The organism is Citrobacter sp. Cm038 (assembly GCF_030333105.1).
Lineage (GTDB): Bacteria > Pseudomonadota > Gammaproteobacteria > Enterobacterales > Enterobacteriaceae > Citrobacter > Citrobacter murliniae.
In genome coordinates, this window is the sequence record NZ_JAOWGO010000016.1 from 133,120 (window position 1) to 155,612 (window position 22,493).

The 22,493-nt window shown below is 53.2% G+C and carries 21 protein-coding genes; 10 read left to right on the forward strand and 11 right to left on the reverse strand.

The genetic code is table 11. From position 1 onward, the window contains the following. Window position 1: 1 nt before the first annotated feature. The 4 genes from menB (at window position 2) to pmrD (ending at window position 3,555) form a co-directional block, all read left to right on the forward strand. Window positions 2-859 carry a 1,4-dihydroxy-2-naphthoyl-CoA synthase gene (gene menB, locus OGY01_RS02950; RefSeq protein ID WP_045445537.1) on the forward strand — a complete coding sequence of 286 codons (858 nt, stop codon included), beginning with the start codon at window positions 2-4 and terminating at the stop codon, window positions 857-859. Beyond that, window positions 859-1,821 carry an o-succinylbenzoate synthase gene (gene menC / locus OGY01_RS02955; protein WP_286492363.1) on the forward strand — a complete coding sequence of 321 codons (963 nt, stop codon included), beginning with the start codon at window positions 859-861 and terminating at the stop codon, window positions 1,819-1,821. Before menB ends, menC begins: the two co-directional genes overlap by 1 nt. Continuing rightward, window positions 1,818-3,185, forward strand: coding sequence for an o-succinylbenzoate--CoA ligase (gene menE / locus OGY01_RS02960; RefSeq protein ID WP_286492366.1), 1,368 nt, complete (start codon window positions 1,818-1,820; stop codon window positions 3,183-3,185). The genes menC and menE overlap by 4 nt, the downstream gene beginning before the upstream one ends. A 106-nt stretch (window positions 3,186-3,291) precedes the next feature. Then, the gene (pmrD, locus tag OGY01_RS02965; protein ID WP_048220993.1) at window positions 3,292-3,555 is read left to right on the forward strand and encodes a signal transduction protein PmrD; all 264 of its coding nucleotides are present in this window, start codon (window positions 3,292-3,294) and stop codon (window positions 3,553-3,555) included. 2 nt (window positions 3,556-3,557) lie between these two features. Here pmrD and arnF read toward each other — a convergent pair whose 3' ends face one another. The 8 genes from arnF to nudI all read right to left on the reverse strand — a co-directional run bounded on the left by arnF (window position 3,558) and on the right by nudI (window position 11,618). Next, window positions 3,558-3,944: a 4-amino-4-deoxy-L-arabinose-phosphoundecaprenol flippase subunit ArnF gene (arnF, locus tag OGY01_RS02970; protein WP_045445515.1), complete on the reverse strand. Its 387-nt coding sequence runs from the start codon at window positions 3,942-3,944 to the stop codon at window positions 3,558-3,560. After that, window positions 3,944-4,279 (reverse strand): 4-amino-4-deoxy-L-arabinose-phosphoundecaprenol flippase subunit ArnE, encoded by a 336-nt coding sequence (gene arnE / locus OGY01_RS02975; protein ID WP_225761213.1) that lies wholly within the window; start codon window positions 4,277-4,279, stop codon window positions 3,944-3,946. Before arnE ends, arnF begins: the two co-directional genes overlap by 1 nt. Continuing rightward, a complete protein-coding gene (gene arnT / locus OGY01_RS02980; RefSeq protein WP_286492811.1) occupies window positions 4,276-5,934 on the reverse strand; it encodes a lipid IV(A) 4-amino-4-deoxy-L-arabinosyltransferase in 1,659 nt (552 codons plus the stop codon). The genes arnE and arnT overlap by 4 nt, the downstream gene beginning before the upstream one ends. Next, window positions 5,931-6,830 carry a 4-deoxy-4-formamido-L-arabinose-phosphoundecaprenol deformylase gene (arnD, locus tag OGY01_RS02985; protein WP_048220995.1) on the reverse strand — a complete coding sequence of 300 codons (900 nt, stop codon included), beginning with the start codon at window positions 6,828-6,830 and terminating at the stop codon, window positions 5,931-5,933. Before arnD ends, arnT begins: the two co-directional genes overlap by 4 nt. Then, window positions 6,827-8,809: a bifunctional UDP-4-amino-4-deoxy-L-arabinose formyltransferase/UDP-glucuronic acid oxidase ArnA gene (gene arnA, locus OGY01_RS02990; RefSeq protein WP_286492368.1), complete on the reverse strand. Its 1,983-nt coding sequence runs from the start codon at window positions 8,807-8,809 to the stop codon at window positions 6,827-6,829. The genes arnD and arnA overlap by 4 nt, the downstream gene beginning before the upstream one ends. Continuing rightward, window positions 8,806-9,789, reverse strand: coding sequence for an undecaprenyl-phosphate 4-deoxy-4-formamido-L-arabinose transferase (gene arnC, locus OGY01_RS02995; protein ID WP_200042010.1), 984 nt, complete (start codon window positions 9,787-9,789; stop codon window positions 8,806-8,808). Before arnC ends, arnA begins: the two co-directional genes overlap by 4 nt. 2 nt (window positions 9,790-9,791) lie before the next feature. Further along, entirely contained in the window at window positions 9,792-10,931 is a 1,140-nt protein-coding gene (gene arnB / locus OGY01_RS03000; RefSeq protein ID WP_286492813.1) for a UDP-4-amino-4-deoxy-L-arabinose aminotransferase, read from the reverse strand. A gap of 261 nt (window positions 10,932-11,192) precedes the next feature. Further along, window positions 11,193-11,618, reverse strand: coding sequence for a nucleoside triphosphatase NudI (nudI, locus tag OGY01_RS03005; RefSeq protein ID WP_200010182.1), 426 nt, complete (start codon window positions 11,616-11,618; stop codon window positions 11,193-11,195). Window positions 11,619-11,846: 228 nt separating this feature from the next. Between nudI and OGY01_RS03010 the strand changes: the two genes are divergently transcribed. From OGY01_RS03010 to yfaU, 6 genes are all read left to right on the forward strand, one after another. Beyond that, complete coding sequence (locus tag OGY01_RS03010; RefSeq protein ID WP_045445497.1) at window positions 11,847-12,389, forward strand: YfaZ family outer membrane protein; 543 nt, start codon at window positions 11,847-11,849, stop codon at window positions 12,387-12,389. 105 nt (window positions 12,390-12,494) lie between these two features. Beyond that, window positions 12,495-13,691, forward strand: a complete 1,197-nt coding sequence (locus OGY01_RS03015) for a nicotinamide mononucleotide deamidase-related protein YfaY (RefSeq protein ID WP_045445495.1) — start codon at window positions 12,495-12,497, stop codon at window positions 13,689-13,691. Between the two features lie 270 nt (window positions 13,692-13,961). Continuing rightward, the gene (locus OGY01_RS03020) at window positions 13,962-14,744 is read left to right on the forward strand and encodes an IclR family transcriptional regulator (protein WP_045445492.1); all 783 of its coding nucleotides are present in this window, start codon (window positions 13,962-13,964) and stop codon (window positions 14,742-14,744) included. Window positions 14,745-14,758: 14 nt separating this feature from the next. Further along, window positions 14,759-15,964 carry an L-rhamnonate dehydratase gene (rhmD, locus tag OGY01_RS03025; RefSeq protein WP_200010180.1) on the forward strand — a complete coding sequence of 402 codons (1,206 nt, stop codon included), beginning with the start codon at window positions 14,759-14,761 and terminating at the stop codon, window positions 15,962-15,964. Between the two features lie 56 nt (window positions 15,965-16,020). Then, window positions 16,021-17,310 (forward strand): MFS transporter, encoded by a 1,290-nt coding sequence (locus OGY01_RS03030; protein WP_286492370.1) that lies wholly within the window; start codon window positions 16,021-16,023, stop codon window positions 17,308-17,310. Window positions 17,311-17,335: 25 nt separating this feature from the next. After that, entirely contained in the window at window positions 17,336-18,139 is an 804-nt protein-coding gene (gene yfaU, locus OGY01_RS03035) for a 2-keto-3-deoxy-L-rhamnonate aldolase (RefSeq protein ID WP_045445487.1), read from the forward strand. Window positions 18,140-18,187: 48 nt separating this feature from the next. Here yfaU and glpC read toward each other — a convergent pair whose 3' ends face one another. From glpC to glpA, 3 genes are read right to left on the reverse strand one after another with little or no spacing between them, the layout of a single operon-like run. Further along, complete coding sequence (gene glpC / locus OGY01_RS03040) at window positions 18,188-19,378, reverse strand: anaerobic glycerol-3-phosphate dehydrogenase subunit GlpC (RefSeq protein ID WP_200010176.1); 1,191 nt, start codon at window positions 19,376-19,378, stop codon at window positions 18,188-18,190. Further along, complete coding sequence (glpB, locus tag OGY01_RS03045; protein ID WP_286492372.1) at window positions 19,375-20,634, reverse strand: glycerol-3-phosphate dehydrogenase subunit GlpB; 1,260 nt, start codon at window positions 20,632-20,634, stop codon at window positions 19,375-19,377. The genes glpC and glpB overlap by 4 nt, the downstream gene beginning before the upstream one ends. Further along, window positions 20,624-22,252, reverse strand: coding sequence for an anaerobic glycerol-3-phosphate dehydrogenase subunit A (glpA, locus tag OGY01_RS03050; RefSeq protein ID WP_286492374.1), 1,629 nt, complete (start codon window positions 22,250-22,252; stop codon window positions 20,624-20,626). Before glpA ends, glpB begins: the two co-directional genes overlap by 11 nt. Window positions 22,253-22,493: the final 241 nt, after the last annotated feature.

The following is a 22,493-nucleotide window of genomic DNA, read 5'->3' on the forward strand; positions in this document are numbered from 1 at the left end:
TATGATCTATCCTGATGAAACAATGCTTTACGCACCGGTAGAATGGCTCGATTGCTCTGAAGGCTACACCGACATTCGCTACGAAAAATCCACCGACGGTATCGCAAAAATCACCATTAATCGTCCGCAGGTACGCAACGCATTTCGCCCTGTTACCGTTAAAGAGATGATTCAGGCGCTGGCGGATGCACGTTATGACGATAACATTGGCGTGATTATCCTGACGGGTGCTGGCGACAAAGCGTTCTGCGCGGGCGGCGATCAGAAAGTGCGCGGTGACTACGGCGGATACCAGGATGACTCCGGTGTGCATCACCTGAACGTGCTGGACTTCCAGCGTCAGATTCGTACCTGTCCGAAGCCTGTTGTGGCGATGGTTGCGGGTTATTCCATTGGCGGTGGCCACGTGCTGCACATGATGTGTGACCTGACTATTGCAGCAGAAAACGCCATCTTCGGTCAGACTGGACCAAAAGTCGGTTCATTCGACGGTGGTTGGGGTGCCTCTTACATGGCGCGCATTGTCGGCCAGAAAAAAGCGCGTGAAATCTGGTTCCTGTGCCGTCAGTACGATGCAAAACAGGCGCTGGATATGGGCCTGGTCAATACCGTGGTTCCGCTGGCGGATCTGGAAAAAGAGACCGTACGCTGGTGTCGCGAAATGCTGCAAAACAGCCCGATGGCGCTGCGTTGCCTGAAAGCTGCGCTGAACGCTGATTGTGATGGTCAGGCGGGTCTGCAAGAACTGGCTGGTAACGCCACCATGCTGTTCTACATGACGGAAGAAGGACAGGAAGGCCGTAACGCCTTTAACCAGAAACGTCAGCCTGACTTCAGCAAATTCAAACGGAATCCGTAATGCGTAGCGCGCAGGTATACCGCTGGAAGATCCCCATGGACGCGGGGGTGATTCTGCGCGACAGGCGGTTAAAAACGCGTGACGGGCTGTACGTTTGTCTTCGTGACGGCGAGCACAAAGGGTGGGGAGAGATCTCCCCACTGCCGGGCTTCAGCCAGGAAACCTGGGAAGAGGCGCAAACTGCGCTGCTGAGCTGGGTAAACGGCTGGTTACAGGGGGATTCAACCTTACCGTCGATGCCTTCGGTGGCCTTTGGTGCAAGCTGTGCGCTGGCTGAACTTGAGGGGGCATTGCCTGATGCGGCGGACTATCGCGCTGCGCCGTTGTGTACGGGCGATCCTGACGATCTGGTTTTGCAACTGGCAGACATGCCGGGCGAGAAGGTCGCGAAGGTGAAAGTCGGTCTGTATGAAGCGGTACGCGACGGCATGGTCGTCAACCTGTTGCTTGAGGCGATCCCCACGTTACATCTGCGTCTTGATGCTAACCGTGCCTGGACGCCGCTTAAAGCGCAGCAGTTCGCGAAATACGTTAATCCGGAGTATCGCGCGCGCATTGCTTTTCTCGAAGAGCCGTGTAAAACCCGCGACGATTCGCGCGCGTTTGCTCGCGAAACCGGGATTAGCATCGCCTGGGATGAAAGCCTGCGTGAAGCAGACTTTACCTTTATAGCTGAAGAGGGTGTGAGTGCGGTCGTCATCAAACCAACGCTCACCGGCAGTCTGGATAAGGTTCGCGAACAGGTTGAGGCGGCGCACGCGCTCGGTCTTACTGCGGTAATCAGTTCGTCTATTGAGTCAAGCCTGGGGTTAACCCAGCTGGCGCGGATTGCCGCCTGGCTGACGCCACAGACCATTCCTGGTCTGGATACGCTTAGTCTGATGCAATGCCAGCAGGTACGCAGCTGGCCGGGCAGCATGTTGCCGTGTGTCGACGTTGATTCTTTGGAACGGTTGTTATGATCTTCCCTGACTGGCCGTGGCGTCACTGGCGGCAGGTTCGGGGAGATGCGCCAGCCTTACGCCTCAATGATGAGGTGCTAAGCTGGCGAGATCTTTGCACCCGGGTAGACGCTCTGGCTACAGGGTTTGCCGCTCAGGGCGTGGAAGAGGGCGATGGCGTACTGTTGCGAGCCTGGAATCATCCCCGGTCTCTGATGGCCTGGCTGGCATTGTTGCAGTGCGGAGCCCGGGTTTTACCTGTGAATCCACAACTGCCTCGGTCATTGCTGGAGACATTGGTACCTGATTTAACGCTGCATTTTGCGCTGAATCTGGAAGGCGACGATACATTTTCAGCGCTGACGCCACTGCGAATGCGCGAACAGTCTGGCGAGTATGCTGTCGCCTGGCTGCTCCAGCGTTTGAGCTCGATGACGTTAACCTCCGGTTCAACCGGGTTACCTAAGGCGGCCGTCCATACCTGCGAGGCTCATCTGGCTAGCGCACAGGGCGTGCTGTCGCTTATCCCGTTTGGTACAGAAGATGACTGGCTGCTCTCACTGCCGTTATTTCATGTATCTGGTCAAGGTATTCTGTGGCGCTGGCTGTTTGCGGGCGCGCGAATAACCGTACGTGACAAGCAGCCGCTGGAACAGATGTTGATTGGCTGTACCCATGCCTCGCTCGTGCCCACACAACTCTGGCGTTTGCTGGTGAATAAAACACCGGTAACGCTGAAAGCTGTATTGCTGGGAGGTGCGGCAATCCCCGTTGAACTGACTGAACAGGCGCGCGAGCACGGGATTCGTTGTTGGTGCGGTTACGGGCTGACGGAATTTGCCTCTACGGTTTGCGCAAAAGAAGCGGATGGTCTGGGCGATGTAGGCTCCCCTTTGCCGGGCAGAGAAGTCAGAATTGTTAATGATGAAGTCTGGCTGCGAGCCGCCAGTATGGCACAAGGGTACTGGCGTAACGGGAAACTTAACCCACTGGTTAATGCTGAAGGCTGGTTTGCCACCCGCGACCGTGGGGTATTAAATGACGGTAAGTTAACCATTGTCGGCCGCCTGGATAATCTGTTCTTTAGCGGTGGGGAAGGTATCCAGCCAGAAGAGGTGGAGCGCGTGATTACGTCGCATCCGCAGGTTCTGCAAGCCTTTATTGTTCCGGTAGAAGACAGAGAGTTTGGGCATCGCCCGGTAGCAGTCGTTGAATATGACGCTGACGCTGGAAAAATTGACCTTGCCGAATGGATTAACGATAAGTTGGCGCGTTTTCAGCAGCCGGTGCGTTGGCTGACATTACCGGCAGAGCTGAAAACCGGTGGTATTAAAGTTTCTCGCCGTGCGTTGCTTGACTGGGTTCGTGCCAACGATAAAGATTAAGGCCGCATTCATTTTACATCTCATTTTGCCATTCCATACCCATTGTTGTTTTGTTTATCTGCTAAAGCGTAACTTGTTATGATATTTATTAACAAACAGGTGCGCTATGGAATGGCATGTGAAGAAGTCTTGCTGTCTCAAAAAGACAGGGAAAATTTATATCGTAATTTGCGATAGCGGCGGCTCACTGAAGATGCTGGCTGAGGCGCAAACCTCTGAGCGGGTTAATGTCGGCGATCTTCTTTCACCGCTGAAAGATGCTTTGTATTGTATTAATCTTGATACATCACGGGTGATTAAAATAATAGATGCCAGACAATACCACTGTGACGACTGGCAGCGTCTGTTGCATCTGTCTGAGGGCAAATAACCTCAGGAAGCCTGTCCGGGAGAAGGCAGAAAAATCATCATCAGCCCTGCCATGATGCACAACACTCCAGCAAACGCCTTCAATGAGAAAGTCCCCTGCCAGCCGGGTAAAATCATCGATGCTACCCATACCAGCACATAGCTGAGGCTGAGCAGGGCATATGCTTTGCTCAGAGCCAGCTGGTGCAGGGCTTTATGCCAGCAGATAACTGACAGTAAATACCCCAACAGACCGGCATACAGGGCTAGCGCCCCGATGCTGGTGGACAATAAAGCGGATATAAACGCCTGCGGATATTGTATCGGCGGCAGACTATCCATCGCATAACCCAGACTTAGTTGAGCGGCAGAAGTAATGAAAACGCTGCACAAACCCCAAAATATGCCCATTACACCGCGCTCCCAAGAATAAAGATGCCGGTGATGAGCAGCCCAACCCCCAGCCAGTGACGCCTTGTGACAGGTTCGCGCCAGATTTTCCATGCAGCCAGTGTGACCCATACAAAGTTGAGACTCAGCATCGGATAGGCGATGCCGACGGGAATGTTCTGCAATACTGCCATCCAGAGCAGCATAGCCAGACCCAGACAGGCCAGAGCCAGGACAACCCACCGCATAATATGACGTTTTCGCGCGTGGACGGGTACCGGGCGAGTGGCCTGCTTCTGGCATAGTTGTCCGCAGACGCTGAGCAGGCTGGCAAGAACCAGGATTATCCAGATCATTTTGGTCGATACTGAATCAAAACCAGGCGTCCCTGATTATCGATATAGTCAGCAGGCGGAATGGCAAGTTGATTAATATCTTCACCTTTCGAAATTGACAACACGAGGGTAATGTTTCCTTCCTGACGATGTTGTGCTAACCAGTTTGCAAAGTCATCCCGGCTGACAAAGCGGCCTCTGGCATCCGGGTAGTTGAGTCCGTATTTTAACTCGCCCGTTTGTCCGTACATGATGATGTCGTCGCGTTTCAGACTCCAGGCCAGGCCCGCAGCGACGCCTACGTTGTCGGAGAGAATATAACGACTCGACTCCAGCGACTCTTTGGTCATCTCAACAAAAAACTGAGGCTGCTTAGATTCCATGACCCGATCGGGTATTGAAAAGCCAAACAACAGCGCCAGTCCCAGTGGACAAAGCGCTGCGAATTTCCAGTTTTTCTCGGTACTGTTCAGCGTATACCAGCCAAAAAAAGTCCAGCTAATAAAAATGCCCCACACACAAAAAACCTTATAGGTTTCAATATGCGTCCAGACAGGCGACTTTAACGGCCCCAACGTGGACGCGATAAAAGTTGCGACAATGCCGAGCACGCCAAACAGGATGTTAATCCAGCCATTAACGCGTAAGGCAATGGAATCCTTTTGTGCTGCCTGCAGGCCGAAACGCGCAGTGAGGATCGCAAGCGGTGCGAAGCAGGAAAGAATATAGGTCGGCAATTTTCCTTTGGCGATACTGAAAAACAGTATCGGCATGATTATCCAGCTCAGCAGGTACAAGGCACTGCGCGGAAAATCACGTTCACGCCAGCCCGTACGCAGTGCGCCAGGCAGCAGGCCAAGCCAGGGCAGGCAGCCTGCGATAAACACAGGCAGGTAATACCAGAACGGCGCTTTATGCTGGGCATCCACCTGCGCAAACCGCTGAATATGTTCGACCCAGAAAAAGTAATGCCAGAAGTCAGGTTCGCGTTGTGCAATGGCCATCGCCCACGGCAGAACAATCGCTATACAGCCTAAAATTGCCAGCCAGCCGTAGATAAAAAATGTTTTCCAGCGTTTTTGCACCCAGACCCATGGCAGTACGCTGAGTACCGGGACGGCGAGCGCGAGAAAACCTTTGGTCATTACTCCCATACCGCAGGTTAACCCTAGCAGTAAAAAAGCGATGATTTTGCGTTTTTTACTGGTGGCCTGCATGCCTTCCCAAAAACAGAACATGCCCGCCATCAGCCAGAGTGCGATGATAGGATCAAGAACCGCGTAGGTTCCGATGCTGTAAACGGAGAAAAACGTTAAGAAAATGACTGAAGAGAGTAAGGCTGTGCGTTTATCCTGCCATAACCGCATTGCAAATCCGGCTACCAGCAGTGCGGTCAGCAGTGTAGCAAAAATTGCACCTGCCCTGACGCCAAAGTTGGTGGCACCAAAGAGCCATTGCCCGATGCTGTTTAGCCAGTATCCGGCAATGGGTTTTTCAAAATAGCGTAGCCCTAAAAAGTGCGGGACTATCCAGCCGCCCGCGTTCAGCATTTCCCGACTGATTTCAGCATAGCGCGTCTCGTCAGGCTGCCAGAGCATGCGGTTATTGATGGGTAAAACGTAATACAGCGCAATAAAGGCGATAAATGCCATTATGTTGCGTACGGATCTCATCATGTCGCGCTCACTGGTTGCTGGCAGCCGAGCCATCCCTCTCTGCCGGGTATTTTGCCACGTATGATTTGTCCTGATGGCAACGTGTTAATGTCGTCCGGCAGCAGATCGCCAAGTGGACAAAACGTAATCCCCGCATCAATTGCGCGAATCAGTAGAGTGTTAAAATCCTGATGAAATGCGATACCTTCGACTTCCGCATGAATTGTGTACACAGATGTTCCTCTGTTCATCAGCATGTGGGAGAGGATCCAGGAATTGAAATCGACAGCTTGCACTTCCCCGCCAACCACTTCATCCCATGTCGGTAAGGTAACGGGAATTTGCGGCGTGCCTGTTTTGCCTGTCTCAAGCACCGGGCGGAATAACGATGTTCCCCGACAGTCGCTGTTATAACGCAGCTTGAACGCTTCTTTTGCGTGGACAACGCGTGCATCGGCACGCCAGCCGGCAACGGCAGAACAGGTGACAGGCTGTCCGGTAATGGCTTCCAGAGCGGTGATACCCTGGGAAATATCATCGATCAGCTGTTTGTCATTCCAGTTCCCGCTGCGAGCCTGCCAGGCGTGGTGATCCCAGGCATGTAACCCGGTTTCGTGAACCAGAGCCGTTTGCTGAATAATTGCCGCATTGGCCTGGCCGATCTCTTTTCCAGGCCACGCGGTACCTGCCAGCAAAATATCCCATCCGTAGAGGGAGGCAGCGTTTGAGCGCAGCATCTTCCATAGAAACTGCGGCTTTACCATACGCCAGAGATGGCGTCCCATGTTGTCAGGCCCAACGCTGAAGAAAAAACTTGCCCGAACGTTATGTCGGTTCAATGTCTCCAGCAGGCGGGGTACGCCTTCGCGCGTCCCCCTGAAGGTATCGACATCAATACGCAAGCCTACCTGTTTCATGATCTCTGTTCCGTGATATCCACACTGCGCAAGAAGAAATCCAGGGTTTCTTCCACAGTCTCCAGCATTTCGATGGAGGGCTCCCAGTTCAGGCAGCGCTTGGCATTGCGAATATTGGGTTTCCGGTGTTCAACGTCCTGATAACCTTTACCATAGTAGCTGCTGCTTTCGACGTCACGAAAACCGGCAAATGGTGGAAAGTGTTGGCGCAACGGATGTCTTTCGAAGCAGGCCAGCAGCATTTCCGCCAGTTCCTGAATACTGGCTTCATTATCCGGATTACCAATATTGATAATCTCGCTGTCGCAGCGTCCGCCGTCGTTTTCAATGATACGGAACAGAGCTTCGATACCATCGCGAATATCAGTAAAGCAGCGCTTCTGTTTACCGCCTTCAATCAGCTTAATCGGTGACCCTTCCACAAGATTCAGGATCAGCTGAGTAATGGCGCGTGAGCTACCGATACGTGCAGCGTTGAGGCTGTCCAGACGTGGTCCCATCCAGTTAAACGGACGGAACAGCGTGAAGCGTAATCCCTCTTTTTCGCCATACGCCCAAATGACGCGATCCAGAAGCTGTTTGGACACTGAGTAGATCCAGCGTGGTTTATTGACCGGGCCAACGGTAAGGTTTGAGCTGTCTTCATCAAAGACCTTATCGCTACACATCCCGTAAACTTCTGAGGTGGAGGGGAAAATGATGCGCTTTTGATATTTCACGCAGTAGCGAATAATCCTCAGGTTCTCTTCAAAATCAAGTTCGAAGACGCGCAGCGGATTACGGGTGTATTCAATCGGCGTGGCAATCGCCACCAGCGGCAGCACGACGTCGCATTTTTTCACATGATATTCAATCCATTCGGAATGAATACTGATATCGCCTTCCACAAAATGGAACCGCGGGTGTTGCAGAAAACGCCCAATCGCATCGCTGCCAATATCGAGCCCATAGACTTCATAGTTATCTTCGCGCAGCAGGCGTTCTGTCAGATGATTACCAATGAAACCATTAACTCCGAGGATCAAAACACGAGTACGACGTTTGCGGGTGGAAAGCGGCTGGCTGTTCAGATGAGACCCCGCAACCAGACCCAGCACTTGCGCCAACTGCGATCCCTGCATAGTGATACCATCGCCAGCTTGCCCGGTGATGATTTCGAGCGCCCCATCAGCACAGGCAATCAGTAATGGTGACACTGAAAGCACGGTCCCTGGCTGGGCTGCAGCGCGATGAGCAGACAGTCGTGATGACCAGACAGTGAATTTTTGTGTTCCCACGTAGCTGAATGCGCCCGGCCAGGGATCGGATACGGCACGTACCATGTTATGTAACTGCGCTGCAGGTTTACGCCAGTCGAGGAAGCTGTCGTTCGGCGTCCGTCGACCAAAGCAGGTGGCTTCTGTTTCCTGCTGAGGGCGTTCCTGAAAGTCACCCGTTTTGATAGCCGGCAGCGCCTGTTCGAGAACCTGCCGGGCAGTCTGGCACAGTTTATGATGCAGCGTTAAGGCTACGTCGTCGGGGGAAATGGCAACACGTTGTTGAGCAATAATAGCGCCCGCATCCGCGCGTTTTACCATGCGATGAAGCGTCACGCCCGTTTCTGTTTCTCCGTTGACCAAAACCCAGTTCAGCGGTGCGCGGCCACGATACTTGGGCAGCAGCGAGCCGTGCAGGTTAAAGGCACCCACAGGCGCAAGATTCAGAATGTCATCGCTCAGTAAATGACGATAGTAGAACGAGAAGATAACATCTGGCGCGAGCTGGCTAATTCGTTCAATCCATAGCGGATGATTGACCTCGTCAGGGGCGTAAACCGGTATGCCTGCGCTGGCCGCCAGCCGGGAAACCGAACCGAAAAATGCTTTCTCAGCAGGGTTATCGGCGTGGGTAAAAATAGCTGCGATTTCATAACCTGCATCCAACAAGGCTTGAATTCCCTGACATCCCATATCGTGATAAGCAAATACGACGGCTTTCATGCGTGGTGTTCCTCGGTTGAGTGCGTGGTTTGTGGACGAATAACGTGTTGAACAAAATAACGGGGGCGGGCACGGACATCGTTATAGATGCGACCGATATATTCGCCGAGTAATCCCATGCCTATAAACTGTGCGCCGATAAACGTGAACAGTACGGCAAACAGCATGAATACCCCTTCCGCAGCCCACTGTGGGCCTAGCGTCAGGCGAAGAATGACCAGCAGGACGGACAGAGTGAAACCCGTGGCGGCAATCACGCTGCCCAGCAGACTCAACATACGCAGTGGTGTGGTTGTCAGGCAGGTCACCAGGTCATACATCAGGTTAATCAGGCGCATGAAGCTGTACTTAGAATCGCCAAATTCACGTTCCGCGTGGTGCACCGGAATTTCCGTCGCACGCCGGGCAAAAATGTTGGCCAGAATCGGAATGAAGGTGCTGCGTTCCTGGCAATGCAGCATGGCATCAACGATGTGACGGCGATAAGCACGCAGCATGCAGCCGTAATCTCCCATCGCTTTTCCGGTGGTTCGCTGAATCAGATGGTTGATCATCCGTGAGGCGGTCTTACGAAACACACTGTCTTGCCTGTTCTGGCGCACCGTTCCGACGACATCGAAACCTTCATCAGCTGTGGCAACCAGCCGGGGGATCTCCTCCGGAGGGTTTTGTAAATCGGCATCCAGCGTGATAATCAAGTCGCCGGTAACGTGGCTAAAACCGGCCATAATTGCCGAGTGCTGCCCGTAGTTTCGGTTGAGCAGAATAGAGACAATATGACTGTTCTGCGCCTGAGAAGCCTCCATCATCAGTTGAGCGGAATTATCGCTGCTGCCGTCATCGATCAGCAGTATTTCGTATTCTTTTCCCAGCTTTTCGCAGGCGGCGCAGGTACGTTTAATTAACTCTGGCAGGCTTTCCTGTTCGTTAAACACGGGAATAACCACCGAGACTTTCTTAATCGGCGTGGCTTCAAACATGATTATTGTCCTGCTATCTGGCGAAGTGCTGTAATCACGCGCCGGGTATCATCGGCGGTCATGTCAGGGAATAACGGCAGCGAACAGATGCGCGCGCTATTCCATTCCGTATCAGGAAGCGAAAGGGTAGTGAAACGTTCGCGATAATATTTTTGCGTGTGTGCGGCGCGAAAATGCAGGCCGGTACCAATACCTCTGGCTTTAAGCGCTTCCATTAACGCATCTCTGCTTATACCGCAGCGTGCTTCATCGACACGAATAATAAACAGGTGCCAGGCGTGTACATGCGACCACTGCGGCAGGTTCAGCGGCTGAAAAGGCGAATCAGCCAGCGCTTGCTGGTACTGTTGGGCAATTTCCGCGCGGCGCGCGTTCAGTTGCGCCAGTTTGCCCAGTTGCGCCAGGGCGATAGCCGCATTGATGTCGGTGAGGTTGTATTTGTATCCCGGCGTGAGAACTTCTGCCTGCGGGGCTCGGCCGTAGGTTTGTCGGTCATACGCATCCACTCCCAGGCCGTGAAATTTCAGGCTGCGTAACCGTTGAGCCAGCTGTTTGTCGTCAGTAACAACCAGCCCACCTTCCGCACAGGTAATATTTTTGATGGCGTGAAAGGAGAAGATTGCCGTGCCGCGAGCACCAACATGACGACCTTTATATAACGTTCCCACGGCATGGGCTGCGTCTTCTATCACCGTGATCCCATAGCGCTCGCCGATAGCGTAAATCGCGTCAAGATCGGCGGGAGCACCTGCGTAATGCACCGGTATAATAGCTTTGGTTCGTGGCGTAATAGCGGCTTCAATTTGCTCCGGTGTTACCATCAGCGTATCGCGGTCGACATCGATCATGACCGGCGTGGCTCCCAGCAGGACAATCATGTTGAGCGTAGAAACCCACGTCATTGAAGGCGTGATGACTTCATCGCCTTCACCCACACCCAACGCCATCAGCGTGACGTGCATACCTGCGGTGGCAGAGCAGACGGCAACGGCATGTTGGTTTCCCGTAAGCCGACAGAACGCCTCCTCCAGCTCATGGTTTTTAGGGCCGGTGGTTATCCATCCTGAATCCAGAACCGCCTTAACTGCGGTAAGTTCTTCAGTACCCATTGCCGGGCGAGAGAAGGGCAAAAAGTCAGACATCATTATTCCTTCAAGCCATTAAACGCAGTCGTAGGTTTATTTTTATGACAAACAAGCGCGCGTTAATTATTTCATCAGGCTACAAAGGTTAATGATCGAAGGTTAATTTATCCTTAAGGATTTAAGGTGGAGAAAAGAGAGCGATGCAGAAGAGATTAATTGTTATTTAATTGATATTAAACATTTTGTTTGCTCAGCCCCGAAGGGCTGGTGCATAAAGATATTAAGTCAGCGAGGTGATTCTAAGAAGCAGCTTTGTACTTACAGTAATCCTTTTAATGTTAATGTCTTTCGGGTGGCGATGTTTAAGTCGTAATGTCCAAGATCTTCTGGTTTTACCCAGGCGAAATCCTGAAACTCTTCATTAATGTTCACTTCGCGATTGGCAGAAATGCAGTCGAAGATCAGATAAATCATGTAAATTTCTTCCTGCCTGCCGTCAGCATACGTTTTGGAGCGGATATCATCGCTGAAGGTCCAGGGGGTGATATCGGTCAACACAAGCTGCTCGCCTAACTCTTCCCTTACTTCCCGTCGCAGGGCTTCTTCGATACGTTCGCCAGGTTCCACGCCACCGCCCGATAACGCCCACTGACCGGGAAAAACACCGCGATCGTTGGCCATTTTACACAGCAAATAACAGCCTTCATTTTGAATTAATGGGCAAACAATTGTCCTTTGACGCACGGTTATGTTCCTTATGTACAGAGATGAGGCAAAAGAATACGGGAGCTGACGCGTTGGTTAAAGTGATTATTGTCAATTCCATCGTCACTTATTGAAACGGTTTCGGGTAGTATTTCGTTACAATATGTTATTAGATCGCTTTTTTAGCTCATTGATTCCTTTGCTGTTGGCAGTACAATCCTGCGGTTTTGGGGCACATTAATTACTTGCTTGCTGGAAAGGGTAAAAATGAAAAAAAGCGTACTGTTAGGACTTGCCGGAATGCTGTTTGTTTCCGCATCGGCTAATGCCATCAGCATCAATGGTCAGGCTGGTGAAGATTACACCAACATTGGCGTCGGCTTTGGCACCGAGTCAACCGGATTAGCGGTAAGCGGCAACTGGATGCACAACGATGACGATGGCGACGCGGCTGGTCTGGGTCTTGGTCTGAATATCCCGCTTGGACCGCTGTTGGCTACTGTTGGCGGCAAAGGTATTTACACCAATCCGAAGGATGGTGATGAAGGTTATGCGGCGGCTGTTGGTGGTGGTCTGCAGTGGCCGATTGGCGACAGCCTCCGTCTGTTTGGCGAATACTATTACTCTCCGGACTCGCTCTCCAGCGGTATCGACAGCTTTGAAGAAGCGAATGCCGGTGCGCGCCTGACGATTATGCGTCCACTGAGCATTGAAGCGGGTTATCGCTACCTGAATCTGGCCGGTAAAGATGGCAACCGTGATAACGCGATTGCTGACGGCCCGTACGTTGGGGTTAGCGCCAGCTTCTAATCTTCCTGGCGCGGCGTTCTGCTGCGCCTGTTTTACTCCTCTTCCTTCTCCATGTTCCCCCTGCATTGCGTTATAGTGTTTCTATTACAAAAGCAGGAGAACACAATGTTAAATGTGGAGATGCTATCCACCGGGGATGAAGTGTTGCACGGGCAGATCGTCGACACCAACGCTGCCTGGCTGGCCGATTTTTTCTTTAATCAGGGATTACCGTTAACGCGCCGTAACACGGTAGGCGACAATCTTGACGATTTGGTCGCTATCTTGCGTGAGCGTAGTGAACACGCCGATGTGTTGATCGTCAATGGCGGCTTAGGGCCAACCAGCGATGATTTGAGTGCACTGGCAGCGGCAACGGCAAAAGGTGAGGGACTGGTGCTGCATGAGCCATGGCTGGCCCAGATGGAGAGCTTTTTCCGCGAGCGCGGCCGCGTGATGGCGCCGAGCAATCGCAAACAGGCCGAGCTTCCTGCCAGCGCGGAGTTTATTAATAATCCGGTGGGCACTGCATGTGGCTTTGCCGTTAAGCTAAACCGCTGCCTGATGTTCTTTACGCCGGGCGTGCCGTCAGAATTTAAAGTCATGATCGAGCATGAGATCCTGCCGCGCTTGCGTGAGCGTTTCTCGCTCTCTCAGCCCCCTCTATGTCTGCGATTAACCACCTTTGGCCGCTCTGAAAGCGACCTGGCACAGAGCCTGGATTCTCTGTCACTACCAGCGGGGGTGACAATGGGGTATCGCTCATCCATGCCGATTATCGAGTTGAAACTCACCGGGCCGGATTCCCAACGTGAAGCGATGATGGCGCTGTGGCCGGAAGTTAAACGGGTCGCCGGACAGAACATGATTTTTGAGGGGACGGAAGGATTACCCGCGCAAATCGCCCGTAAGTTACAGGAACGCCAGTACAGCCTGACGTTGAGCGAACAGTTCACCGGTGGTCTGGTTGCTCTGCAACTTTCCCGTGCTAACGCCCCACTGCTGGCCAGCGAGGTGGTCCCTTCTCAGGAAGAAACGCTGGCGCAAACGGCGCACTGGATAACTGAACGACGCGGCAACCATTATGCTGAGCTGGCGTTGGCGGTATCGGGTTTCGAAAACGAACATATTAACTTTGCCCTGGCAACGCCCGATGGTACATATGCCTTGCGCGTGCGACTGAATGCGAATCGCTATAGCTTGCCGGTTCGTCAGGAAGTCTGCGCGATGATGGCGCTAAATATGCTGCGTCGCTGGCTAAACGGGCAGGATCTTGCCAGCGAACACGGCTGGATTGAAGTGGTTGAGTCGCTGACGATCTAGCCTGTAAATTGCCCGATAGCGCTGCGCTTATCGGGCTTTAAGTGAACGTCTGCTTATGTGTGTGAGTAGACGTTCCCCCGCCATTCGGCAATTTCTCCTGCATTATTGTCCAACCTGTTGTACTCCCTGTGGAAAAATCCGTGCTGTGGTTCACATTTTTATACGTAATCTTTCCAGCCTGCTGGAAGAAAGGCGGGATTTGATGTGCTTCACAATTTTAACCCTGTTGACCGAACACACTGATTCCAGTATCTCAGACCGGAGTCCAGTATGTTGGAATCAAGCAAAGTCCCCGCGCTTACCAGAGCGATAGAAATTCTCAATCTTATTGCGCGTATCGGCCCGTGCAGCGCCGCAACGATTGTGGATACGTTGGGTATTCCGAAAAGCACCGCTTATTTGTTGTTAAACGAACTGAAGCGTCAGCGCTTTCTCAGTATTGATCATCAGGAGAACTACTGCCTGTGGACCAAACTGGTTGAACTCTCGGGGCATGCGTTGAGCAAAATGGATCTGCGTGAGCTGGCGCGTCCGCGCTTGACACAGCTTATGGATGAAACCGATCTGCTTTGTCATCTGGGGCTCATCGACCACGAAAGCGCGTATTACATTCTGAAAGTGGAATCCTCGTCCACCATCAGCGTGCGTTCTCATGAGGGAAAAAGTCTTTCTCTGTATCGCTCTGGCATCGGCAAATGTTTGCTGGCCTGGCAGCCTGCTGCAGTACGCAAAACCATTATTGACCAGTTGGTATGGGAGAAGGCGACGCCGACCACAATTGCTGATCCTCAGCAACTGAATGATGAACTGGAGCGCATTCGCCAGCGTGGATGGAGTTTTGATAATGGCGAGGATTACCCGGATGTTCGCTGTGTTGCCGCTCCCGTTTTTAATGCCAGCAATACGCTGACTGCCGCGATTTCAGTGGTTGGCACTCGTTTACAAATCAACGAAGAGAATCGTGATTACCTGGCCGGGAAGGCAATTGCCTGCGCCAAAGATATTTCACGTCTGTTGGGCTGGAAAAGTCCCTTCGATTCACTCGCATCATAATAATGGAGAACATCATGACCCTACCAAAAATTAAACATGTTCGTGCCTGGTTTACCGGCGGTGCTACGGCGGAGAAAGGGGCGGGCGGTGGTGATTATCATGACCAGGGCGCTCATCACTGGATTGACGATCACATTGCTACGCCAATGAGCAAATACCGTGAGTATGAACAGTCGCGCCAGTCTTTCGGCATAAACGTGCTGGGGACGTTGATTGTCGAAGTGGAGGCAGAAAACGGTCAGACGGGGTTTGCAGTCTCGACGGCTGGAGAGATGGGCTGCTTTATTGTCGAAAAGCATCTTAATCGCTTTATCGAAGGCAAATGCGTCAGTGATATTAAACTCATTCACGATCAGATGCTTGGTGCCACAATGTATTATTCTGGCTCTGGCGGTCTGGTGATGAACACCATCTCTTGCGTGGATCTCGCGCTTTGGGATCTGTTTGGCAAGGTTGTGGGATTACCGGTCTACAAACTGCTGGGTGGCGCGGTTCGTGATGAAATTCAGTTCTATGCCACCGGGGCACGTCCAGATCTGGCAAAAGAGTTGGGCTTTATCGGTGGAAAAATGCCGACCCATTGGGGGCCGCACGATGGGGACGCGGGTGTTCGCAAAGATGCCGCGATGGTGGCCGATATGCGTGAGAAATGTGGCCCGGATTTCTGGCTGATGCTCGACTGCTGGATGAGCCAGGACGTGAACTATGCCACCAAACTGGCGCATGCCTGTGCGCCGCATAACCTGAAATGGATCGAAGAGTGTCTGCCGCCACAGCAATATGAAGGTTATCGTGAGCTGAAGCGCAATGCACCGGCAGGCATGATGGTGACCAGCGGTGAACACCACGGCACGCTGCAGTCCTTCCGTACGCTGTCTGAAACCGGCATTGATATCATGCAGCCTGATGTCGGCTGGTGTGGTGGATTAACCACGCTGGTGGAAATTGCCGCAATTGCCAAATCGCGTGGACAACTGGTGGTGCCGCACGGCTCATCGGTCTATTCGCACCATGCGGTTATCACTTTCACGAATACCCCGTTTAGTGAGTTCCTGATGACCAGCCCGGATTGTTCAACGATGCGTCCGCAGTTCGACCCTATCCTGCTGGATGAGCCAGTGCCGGTGAACGGACGGATCCATAAGTCGGTACTTGATAAGCCTGGCTTTGGCGTCGAGCTTAACCGTGACTGCAATCTGAAGCGCCCCTACAGCCACTAATGACCAGTGCGTTGCCTTATCCACGGCAACGCCCTCATTTCTTTGAGGATCTTGTGATGACAACCACTTTACTTGACGGTGTAGTGAAGAAAAACCGTGCGCGTTTGATTCCCTTTATGTTGGCGCTGTATGTGCTGGCATTTCTGGATCGCTCGAACATTGGTTTTGCCAAAGAGACGTATCAGATTGATACCGGGCTGAGTAATGAAGCCTATGCACTAGGGGCGGGAATTTTCTTTGTGGTATACGCGTTCCTGGGCGTACCAGCCAACCTGCTGATGCGTAAATTTGGCGCCAGAAGCTGGATTGGCACCACCACGCTGCTGTGGGGATTTCTCTCTGCGGCTATGGCGTGGGCGGATACCGAAGCAAAGTTCCTGATTATCCGTACTCTGTTGGGGGCGGCGGAAGCCGGTTTCTTCCCCGGCATGATCTACCTGACGTCGCAATGGTTTCCGCAGCGTAACCGCGCCAGCATTATGGGGCTGTTTTACATGGGGGCACCGCTGGCGTTAACTCTGGGATCACCGCTTTCCGGCGCGCTGTTAGAAATGCACGGTTTTATGGGGCATCCGGGGTGGTTCTGGATGTTCGTTATCGAAGGTTTGCTGGCGGTTGGTGCAGGCGTTTTCACCTTCTTCTGGCTGGACGACACACCACAGCAGGCGCGCTTTCTTAATTCGGAAGAGAAAGCCGTTCTCATCAGTCAACTGGCGAGCGAAGAAGAGAAAAAGGTCACCTCAAAACTGTCAGATGCTTTGCGCAATGGGCGTGTCTGGCAACTGGCAATTATTTATCTGACGATTCAGGTAGCGGTCTATGGATTGATCTTCTTCCTGCCCACCCAGGTTGCGGCACTATTGGGAACCAAAGTTGGCTTTACTGCGTCCGTGGTGACGGCTATTCCGTGGGTGGTTGCCCTGTTCGGTACCTGGCTCATCCCGCGCTACTCCGATCGTACCGGTGACCGGCGCAATGTGGCGGCCCTGACGTTGTTAGCCGCAGGGATCGGGATTGGCGTTTCCGGTCTGGTGTCTCCGGTGCTGGCTATTCTGGCTTTATGTGTGGCGGCCGCGGGCTTTATTGCCGTCCAGCCGGTGTTCTGGACAATGCCGACTCAATTGCTCTCTGGTACCGCGCTGGCTGCGGGTATTGGCTTTGTAAACCTGTTTGGCGCGGTGGGGGGATTTCTGGCTCCCATCTTGCGGGTTAAAGCTGAAACCGTTTTTGCCAGTGATGCAGCAGGGCTTCTGACCCTGGCATGTGTCGCAGTTATTGGTTCAGTCATTATCTTCACCCTGAAAGTCAGCCGTCCTGCTTCGCAAATGGGCGCGGTGCATCATTAATCTTATCTACGTTGTAAGGATCGTTATGAACGCATTGTTATCAAACCCTTTTAAAGAAGCGCTGCGCAAAGGGGAAGTCCAGATTGGTTTGTGGCTCAGTTCGACCACCTCCTATATGGCGGAAATTGCAGCAACATCGGGTTATGACTGGTTGCTCATTGATGGTGAGCATGCGCCGAACACGGTACAGGACCTCTATCACCAGCTTCAGGCTATTGCACCCTATGCCAGTCAGCCAGTGATTCGTCCGATTGAAGGCAGCAAGGCGTTGATTAAGCAGGTGCTGGATATCGGTGCACAGACGCTGCTGATCCCGATGGTGGACAGCGCAGAACAGGCACGTCAGGTGGTTTCCGCGACGCGTTATCCTCCGGTGGGAGAGCGTGGAGTTGGGGCCAGCGTGGCCCGTGCAGCGCGTTGGGGACGTATTGATAATTACATGGCGCTGGCTAATGAGTCGCTCTGTCTGTTGGTGCAGGTCGAAAGTAAAACGGCGCTGGATAATCTGGACGCGATCCTGGATGTGGAAGGTATCGATGGTGTTTTCATCGGTCCGGCAGATCTCTCTGCGTCTTTAGGTTATCCGGATAACGCCGGGCACCCTGAGGTACAGCGAATTATTGAAGAGAGCATCCGTCGCATTCGTGCAGCCGGAAAAGCAGCGGGATTTCTCGCTGTCGATCCGGCGATGGCGCAAAAATGTCTGCAGTGGGGGGCGAACTTTGTTGCCGTAGGCGTGGACACGATGCTCTATAGTGAAGCGCTGGATCGCAGGTTGGCGATGTTTAAATCTGACAAGGCTGTGCAAAAGCTCAAAAGCAGTTATTGATACTTGCTTGCCCGATGGTGGAATACCATCGGGCAGTAGCGAGCAGCGTTAACCCAATGCTTTGGCAAGCAGAGTGATCGGATGTTCACAGCGCTTGCTTGTAGACATCTCAATCTGCCATTTACAGGTTTCGCAGTCGGTAACGACGATATCCGCACCGCTTTCTTCGATCTGGCGGAACAGGGGGGCGCCAATAGACTGTGATGTCGGATAGTTTTCTTTTTTGAAGCCATAAGTTCCGGCGATCCCGCAGCACTGAGAATCCAGCACTGTCAATTCAAGCCCCGGAATTTGTCGTAGCAGCTCCAGCGTGTAGAGCGTCCAGCCCATTTTCTCCATATGGCAGGGAGTGTGATAGACCACTTTCAGCGGCAGCGTTTTCAACGGCAGCGTTTTGCCTTCATCCAGTTTGCGCCACAGCCAACGGGTGGCCAGCTCAATATGTTCGCGCAGGCCTGAGTTGTCGACATCCAGCACTTCCGGGTATTCATCGCGCAGCGCAAAGGTACAGGTTGAAGAGGTGGCGATCACCGGAATGCCTTTCCCGTCAATGGCTTCTCTGAGTGAGGCCACATTACTTACCGCTTGTTTACGTGCTTTATCGGTAAAACCATTGGCGATCAGCGGAACACCGCAGCACTTCTCTTTACTCAGCAGTTGTACGCCGGTACCCATCGCGTTCAGCACTTTAATCAGATCTTTGCCGAGCTGGGGATGGTTGTAGTTCACAAAGCAGCCGTGGAAAAAGGCGACCTGATCCTGATACTGTGTCTGCTGGGCAGCAACGCTGCGATACCAGCGGCGGAATGTACCAAAGGAGTACTTCGGCAGCGTACGACGGTGATCGATTTTTAGTGCGTAATCAAGAAGCTGGCGTACCGGTTTCAACGACGTGGCGGTGTTAACTATCGGCGCAAACGGCGTGGAAACACTGCCCATCAAATCGGTATGGCTTAAGACAAAGTTACGGAGTGACGGGCGCGTCGTGTCGTATTTGGCGCGCGCGCGCTGGATAATATCGCCAATTTTCACATCTGAGGGGCAGGCGACTTCGCAGCGTTTGCAGTTGATGCAATATTTCAGAGCATCGTCATATAACGCACCATCTTTCAGACGCAGACGTTCACCGTCCGGACCAGCCTGTTTGGGGCCAGGATAGCTCGGGTTTACACGACTGACCGGGCAGGCGGTGGTGCACACTGTGCATTTGATACAGCTTTCAAAACGTGTGTCGCTCATTGCAGGCCTCCTGCACGTTTCGCAATATGATGTGCGGCATGCAAGGCGCTAACTGCGCATACGCCGCCTCCACAACCCTGTGCGATAGGGTCAAATCCGCCAAGTACAGAACCGATGGCAAACATGTTCTCTACTGTTTTTCCCGCAAGAGCAGGGCGCAGTGCGTCATCCGTTGTCACGCCGAACTGTTGCCACGGTTGCGGATCGAATACATCACGCTGATACCATTCTGCTCGGGTCGCGGTTTGCTGGACATCCAGCCCCATAATCGGTTCGTGAATGGCCTCTCGAGTGGCGACCAGCCCGCTGCTAAAGAAACTGCCGCTGGCGAGTACAGCGAAGCGTGGACGCAATGGAATATCAGCATGGTTGCGGGTCCATATTTCGCTCACCAACCCGTCCTGACAGGTGATTTTTTTCACTTCATCGCCAGGCATCCAGATCCCACCCTGGCGTACAAACTGGCGCTGCAACTGATTATGCAGACGCATGCCCAGGACTGAAGGCGGCAGGGTTGGCAGTAAATTAAGCGAACAGGGGAGACGATCGTTGAGCCATTGCCAGAGCCGGGAGTCAGCCAGTCCGAAGCAGGCTGGCATAATGATCATGTCGCAGGTTTTTGCTAGCGGCAGCAGCGCGTCGTAAAGCAGCGGCCATTTGTCTTCGTTATCCAGCAGGCGTGCGATGTTAACGGCGCGAAACTCGGTTGGGTTGTCGCGCAGAACATCCAGTTCCGGCAGATCGATTTCAGCCGTTTCGACGCTGAGGTTGCGCTGCTGTAATGAGGCGGCAGCGAGATGTGCCTGAAAATCCAGCAGGCCGCTAATGCCCACCACGCAGATGCGCTGAGCTGACAGTGGCCAGACCGGGACTTCCGGCGAGCTTAACCAGGTTGAACGTAGGGTCCCCAGCGGTGTTACACGCTGATGCGCCTGGTGAACGTCCCCCTGCAAACGTGCTCCGGATCCTTCCAGCAAAGTCTGTGCCTGTTGTGCCAGTTCCAGCACATTTTGTGTTCCGATAACGCTATAAGGATGCGCAGGAGCCTGAGCGCACAACGCGTCCAGCCCTGTCTCAATGTTAGTGACCGGTTGACCATCCGGCAGAGTGCTGAGCAAATCCAGTGAACCGGAGGAAAAATGCAGCGCGCTTTGGCCGCGAGTGACAATCGTGCAGCGTAAACCGTTTTTTTGCAGTTGCAGGCCGCACAGCAGTCCGGCGAGGCCGCCGCCGATAATGACGGTATCAAATTTCATCCTGGTGCTCCTTTTCCAGACCGCACAATCCCTGATAAACCCAGCGCGTGAATTCGCTTTCGCGCAACGCATCCCCCCAGGCGATAGGTTGCACGCCTTTCCAGCGCTCATTGAGGAACTCGGATAGCTGAGTGATGGATTGCGCCGCGGTGGTGACATTAAAACGTTGCAGCAAACCTGCGGCACGGCAGGCACACAGTTCACCCTGGCATGTCCCCATGCCGACGCGGGTGCGGCGACGTAAATCCAGCAGGCTGTTAACGGTTAAATTCTCGACGGCATATTGCACTTCTCCCGCCGTGACCGCTTCGCATTCACAGACCAGACTGCGGTGCTGACGACCTTCGCTAAGCCAGGCTGGGGTGCGATCGCCGTGACGGTATACCGCTGAGCCACGAAGTGGTGCTGGCAAAGAGATGACGCGTTTTAGCGTGTGCTCGGTAGATTCCTGCGACCCAGGCAGTGCGGTATCCGCCGTGGTACAAGGGCGGGAATTACCCAGTTTGCGACATACTGCGTCGGTCGCCCATTCCGCCATCAGGCGGTAGGTCATAAGCTTCCCGCCTGTGATAGTGATAAACCCATCCAGCCCGTCGCGTTCGGCGTGATCGAACAGCACAATGCCGCGGCTAACGTTGCGGCCGCTAGGGTCATCATCACTGGCAACCAGAGGACGCACGCCGGAGTAAGCGCGTAAAATGCGCGTTTTCGCCATAATCGGTGCCAGCTTCTCGCCTTCACGCAACAGAATATCCACCTCTTCTGCGGTGACACGGTTGCTGTCGATATCGTCGTAATCAATGTGTTGTGAGGTCGTACCGATCAGCGAGATGGTATCGCCAGGCACCAGAATATCGGCGTCGGACGGCTTACGACAGCGGTTGATGACATGCTGGTTAATGCGATGATCCATGATCAGCAGCGAACCTTTCGCCGGGAACATGCGAATGCTCAGATCGGCATATTCCGCAATACGCTGACCCCAGATCCCGGCGGCATTCACCACTACCGGTGCATGCAGGGATTGCATCTCACCCGTAAGATGGTTACGTACGTTCACGCCGCAGACGGTCGCTCCTTCACGAATCAGTCCGGTCACTTCATGGGCCGTTAAGATCACGGCTCCGTGCTCGCGTGCGTCCAGCATATTGGCTGCGGTTAAACGGAAGGGATCCACGGTACCGTCCGGGACTTTTACTGCGCCAATCAGTTGCGGGTTTACCGCCGGTTCGATAATGCGCGCCTGCTGCGGGTCTATCGCTTCTGCGCGGATGCCCGCTTCTTCACAGGCGCGAATAAAGGTGGCCTGGAAGGAGAGTTCATCCTCCGGCAGCGTAATAAACAGACCGTCCGTCGGCTCGACGCAATGGCGGGCGATACGTTTCAGAATTTTGTTTTCGCTGATGCATTCGCGAGCAGATTCAGCGTCGGTGACGGCGTAGCGCGCACCGCTGTGCAGCAGACCATGGTTACGCCCCGTTGCGCCCGTAGCGATATCGTGGCGCTCTACTAAGATGACGCGCAAGCCGCGCAGGGCACAGTCGCGTGCGATCCCTGCACCTGTTGCTCCTCCACCAATGATAATCACGTCACTTGTTTGCGAGTCGCGAGTTTTCATTGTTTTTCCTCACAGTTCGTTTTTTATCATTTAGCCACATAAAAAACATGGATTGTTTGATTTCGCGCATAATCGCTCATAATTCGAAAATGAAACGTGATTCCGTGCGTCTTTATGAACATTTGTCATAAAACTGTAACAATATGTGCTGTAATTCACATTATTGCACCGAATGATTCCTTAACATCGCGGCCACACTGGGAGCGGTAGGGTTGTTACGACAAACTGCAGTGTTTCCTTC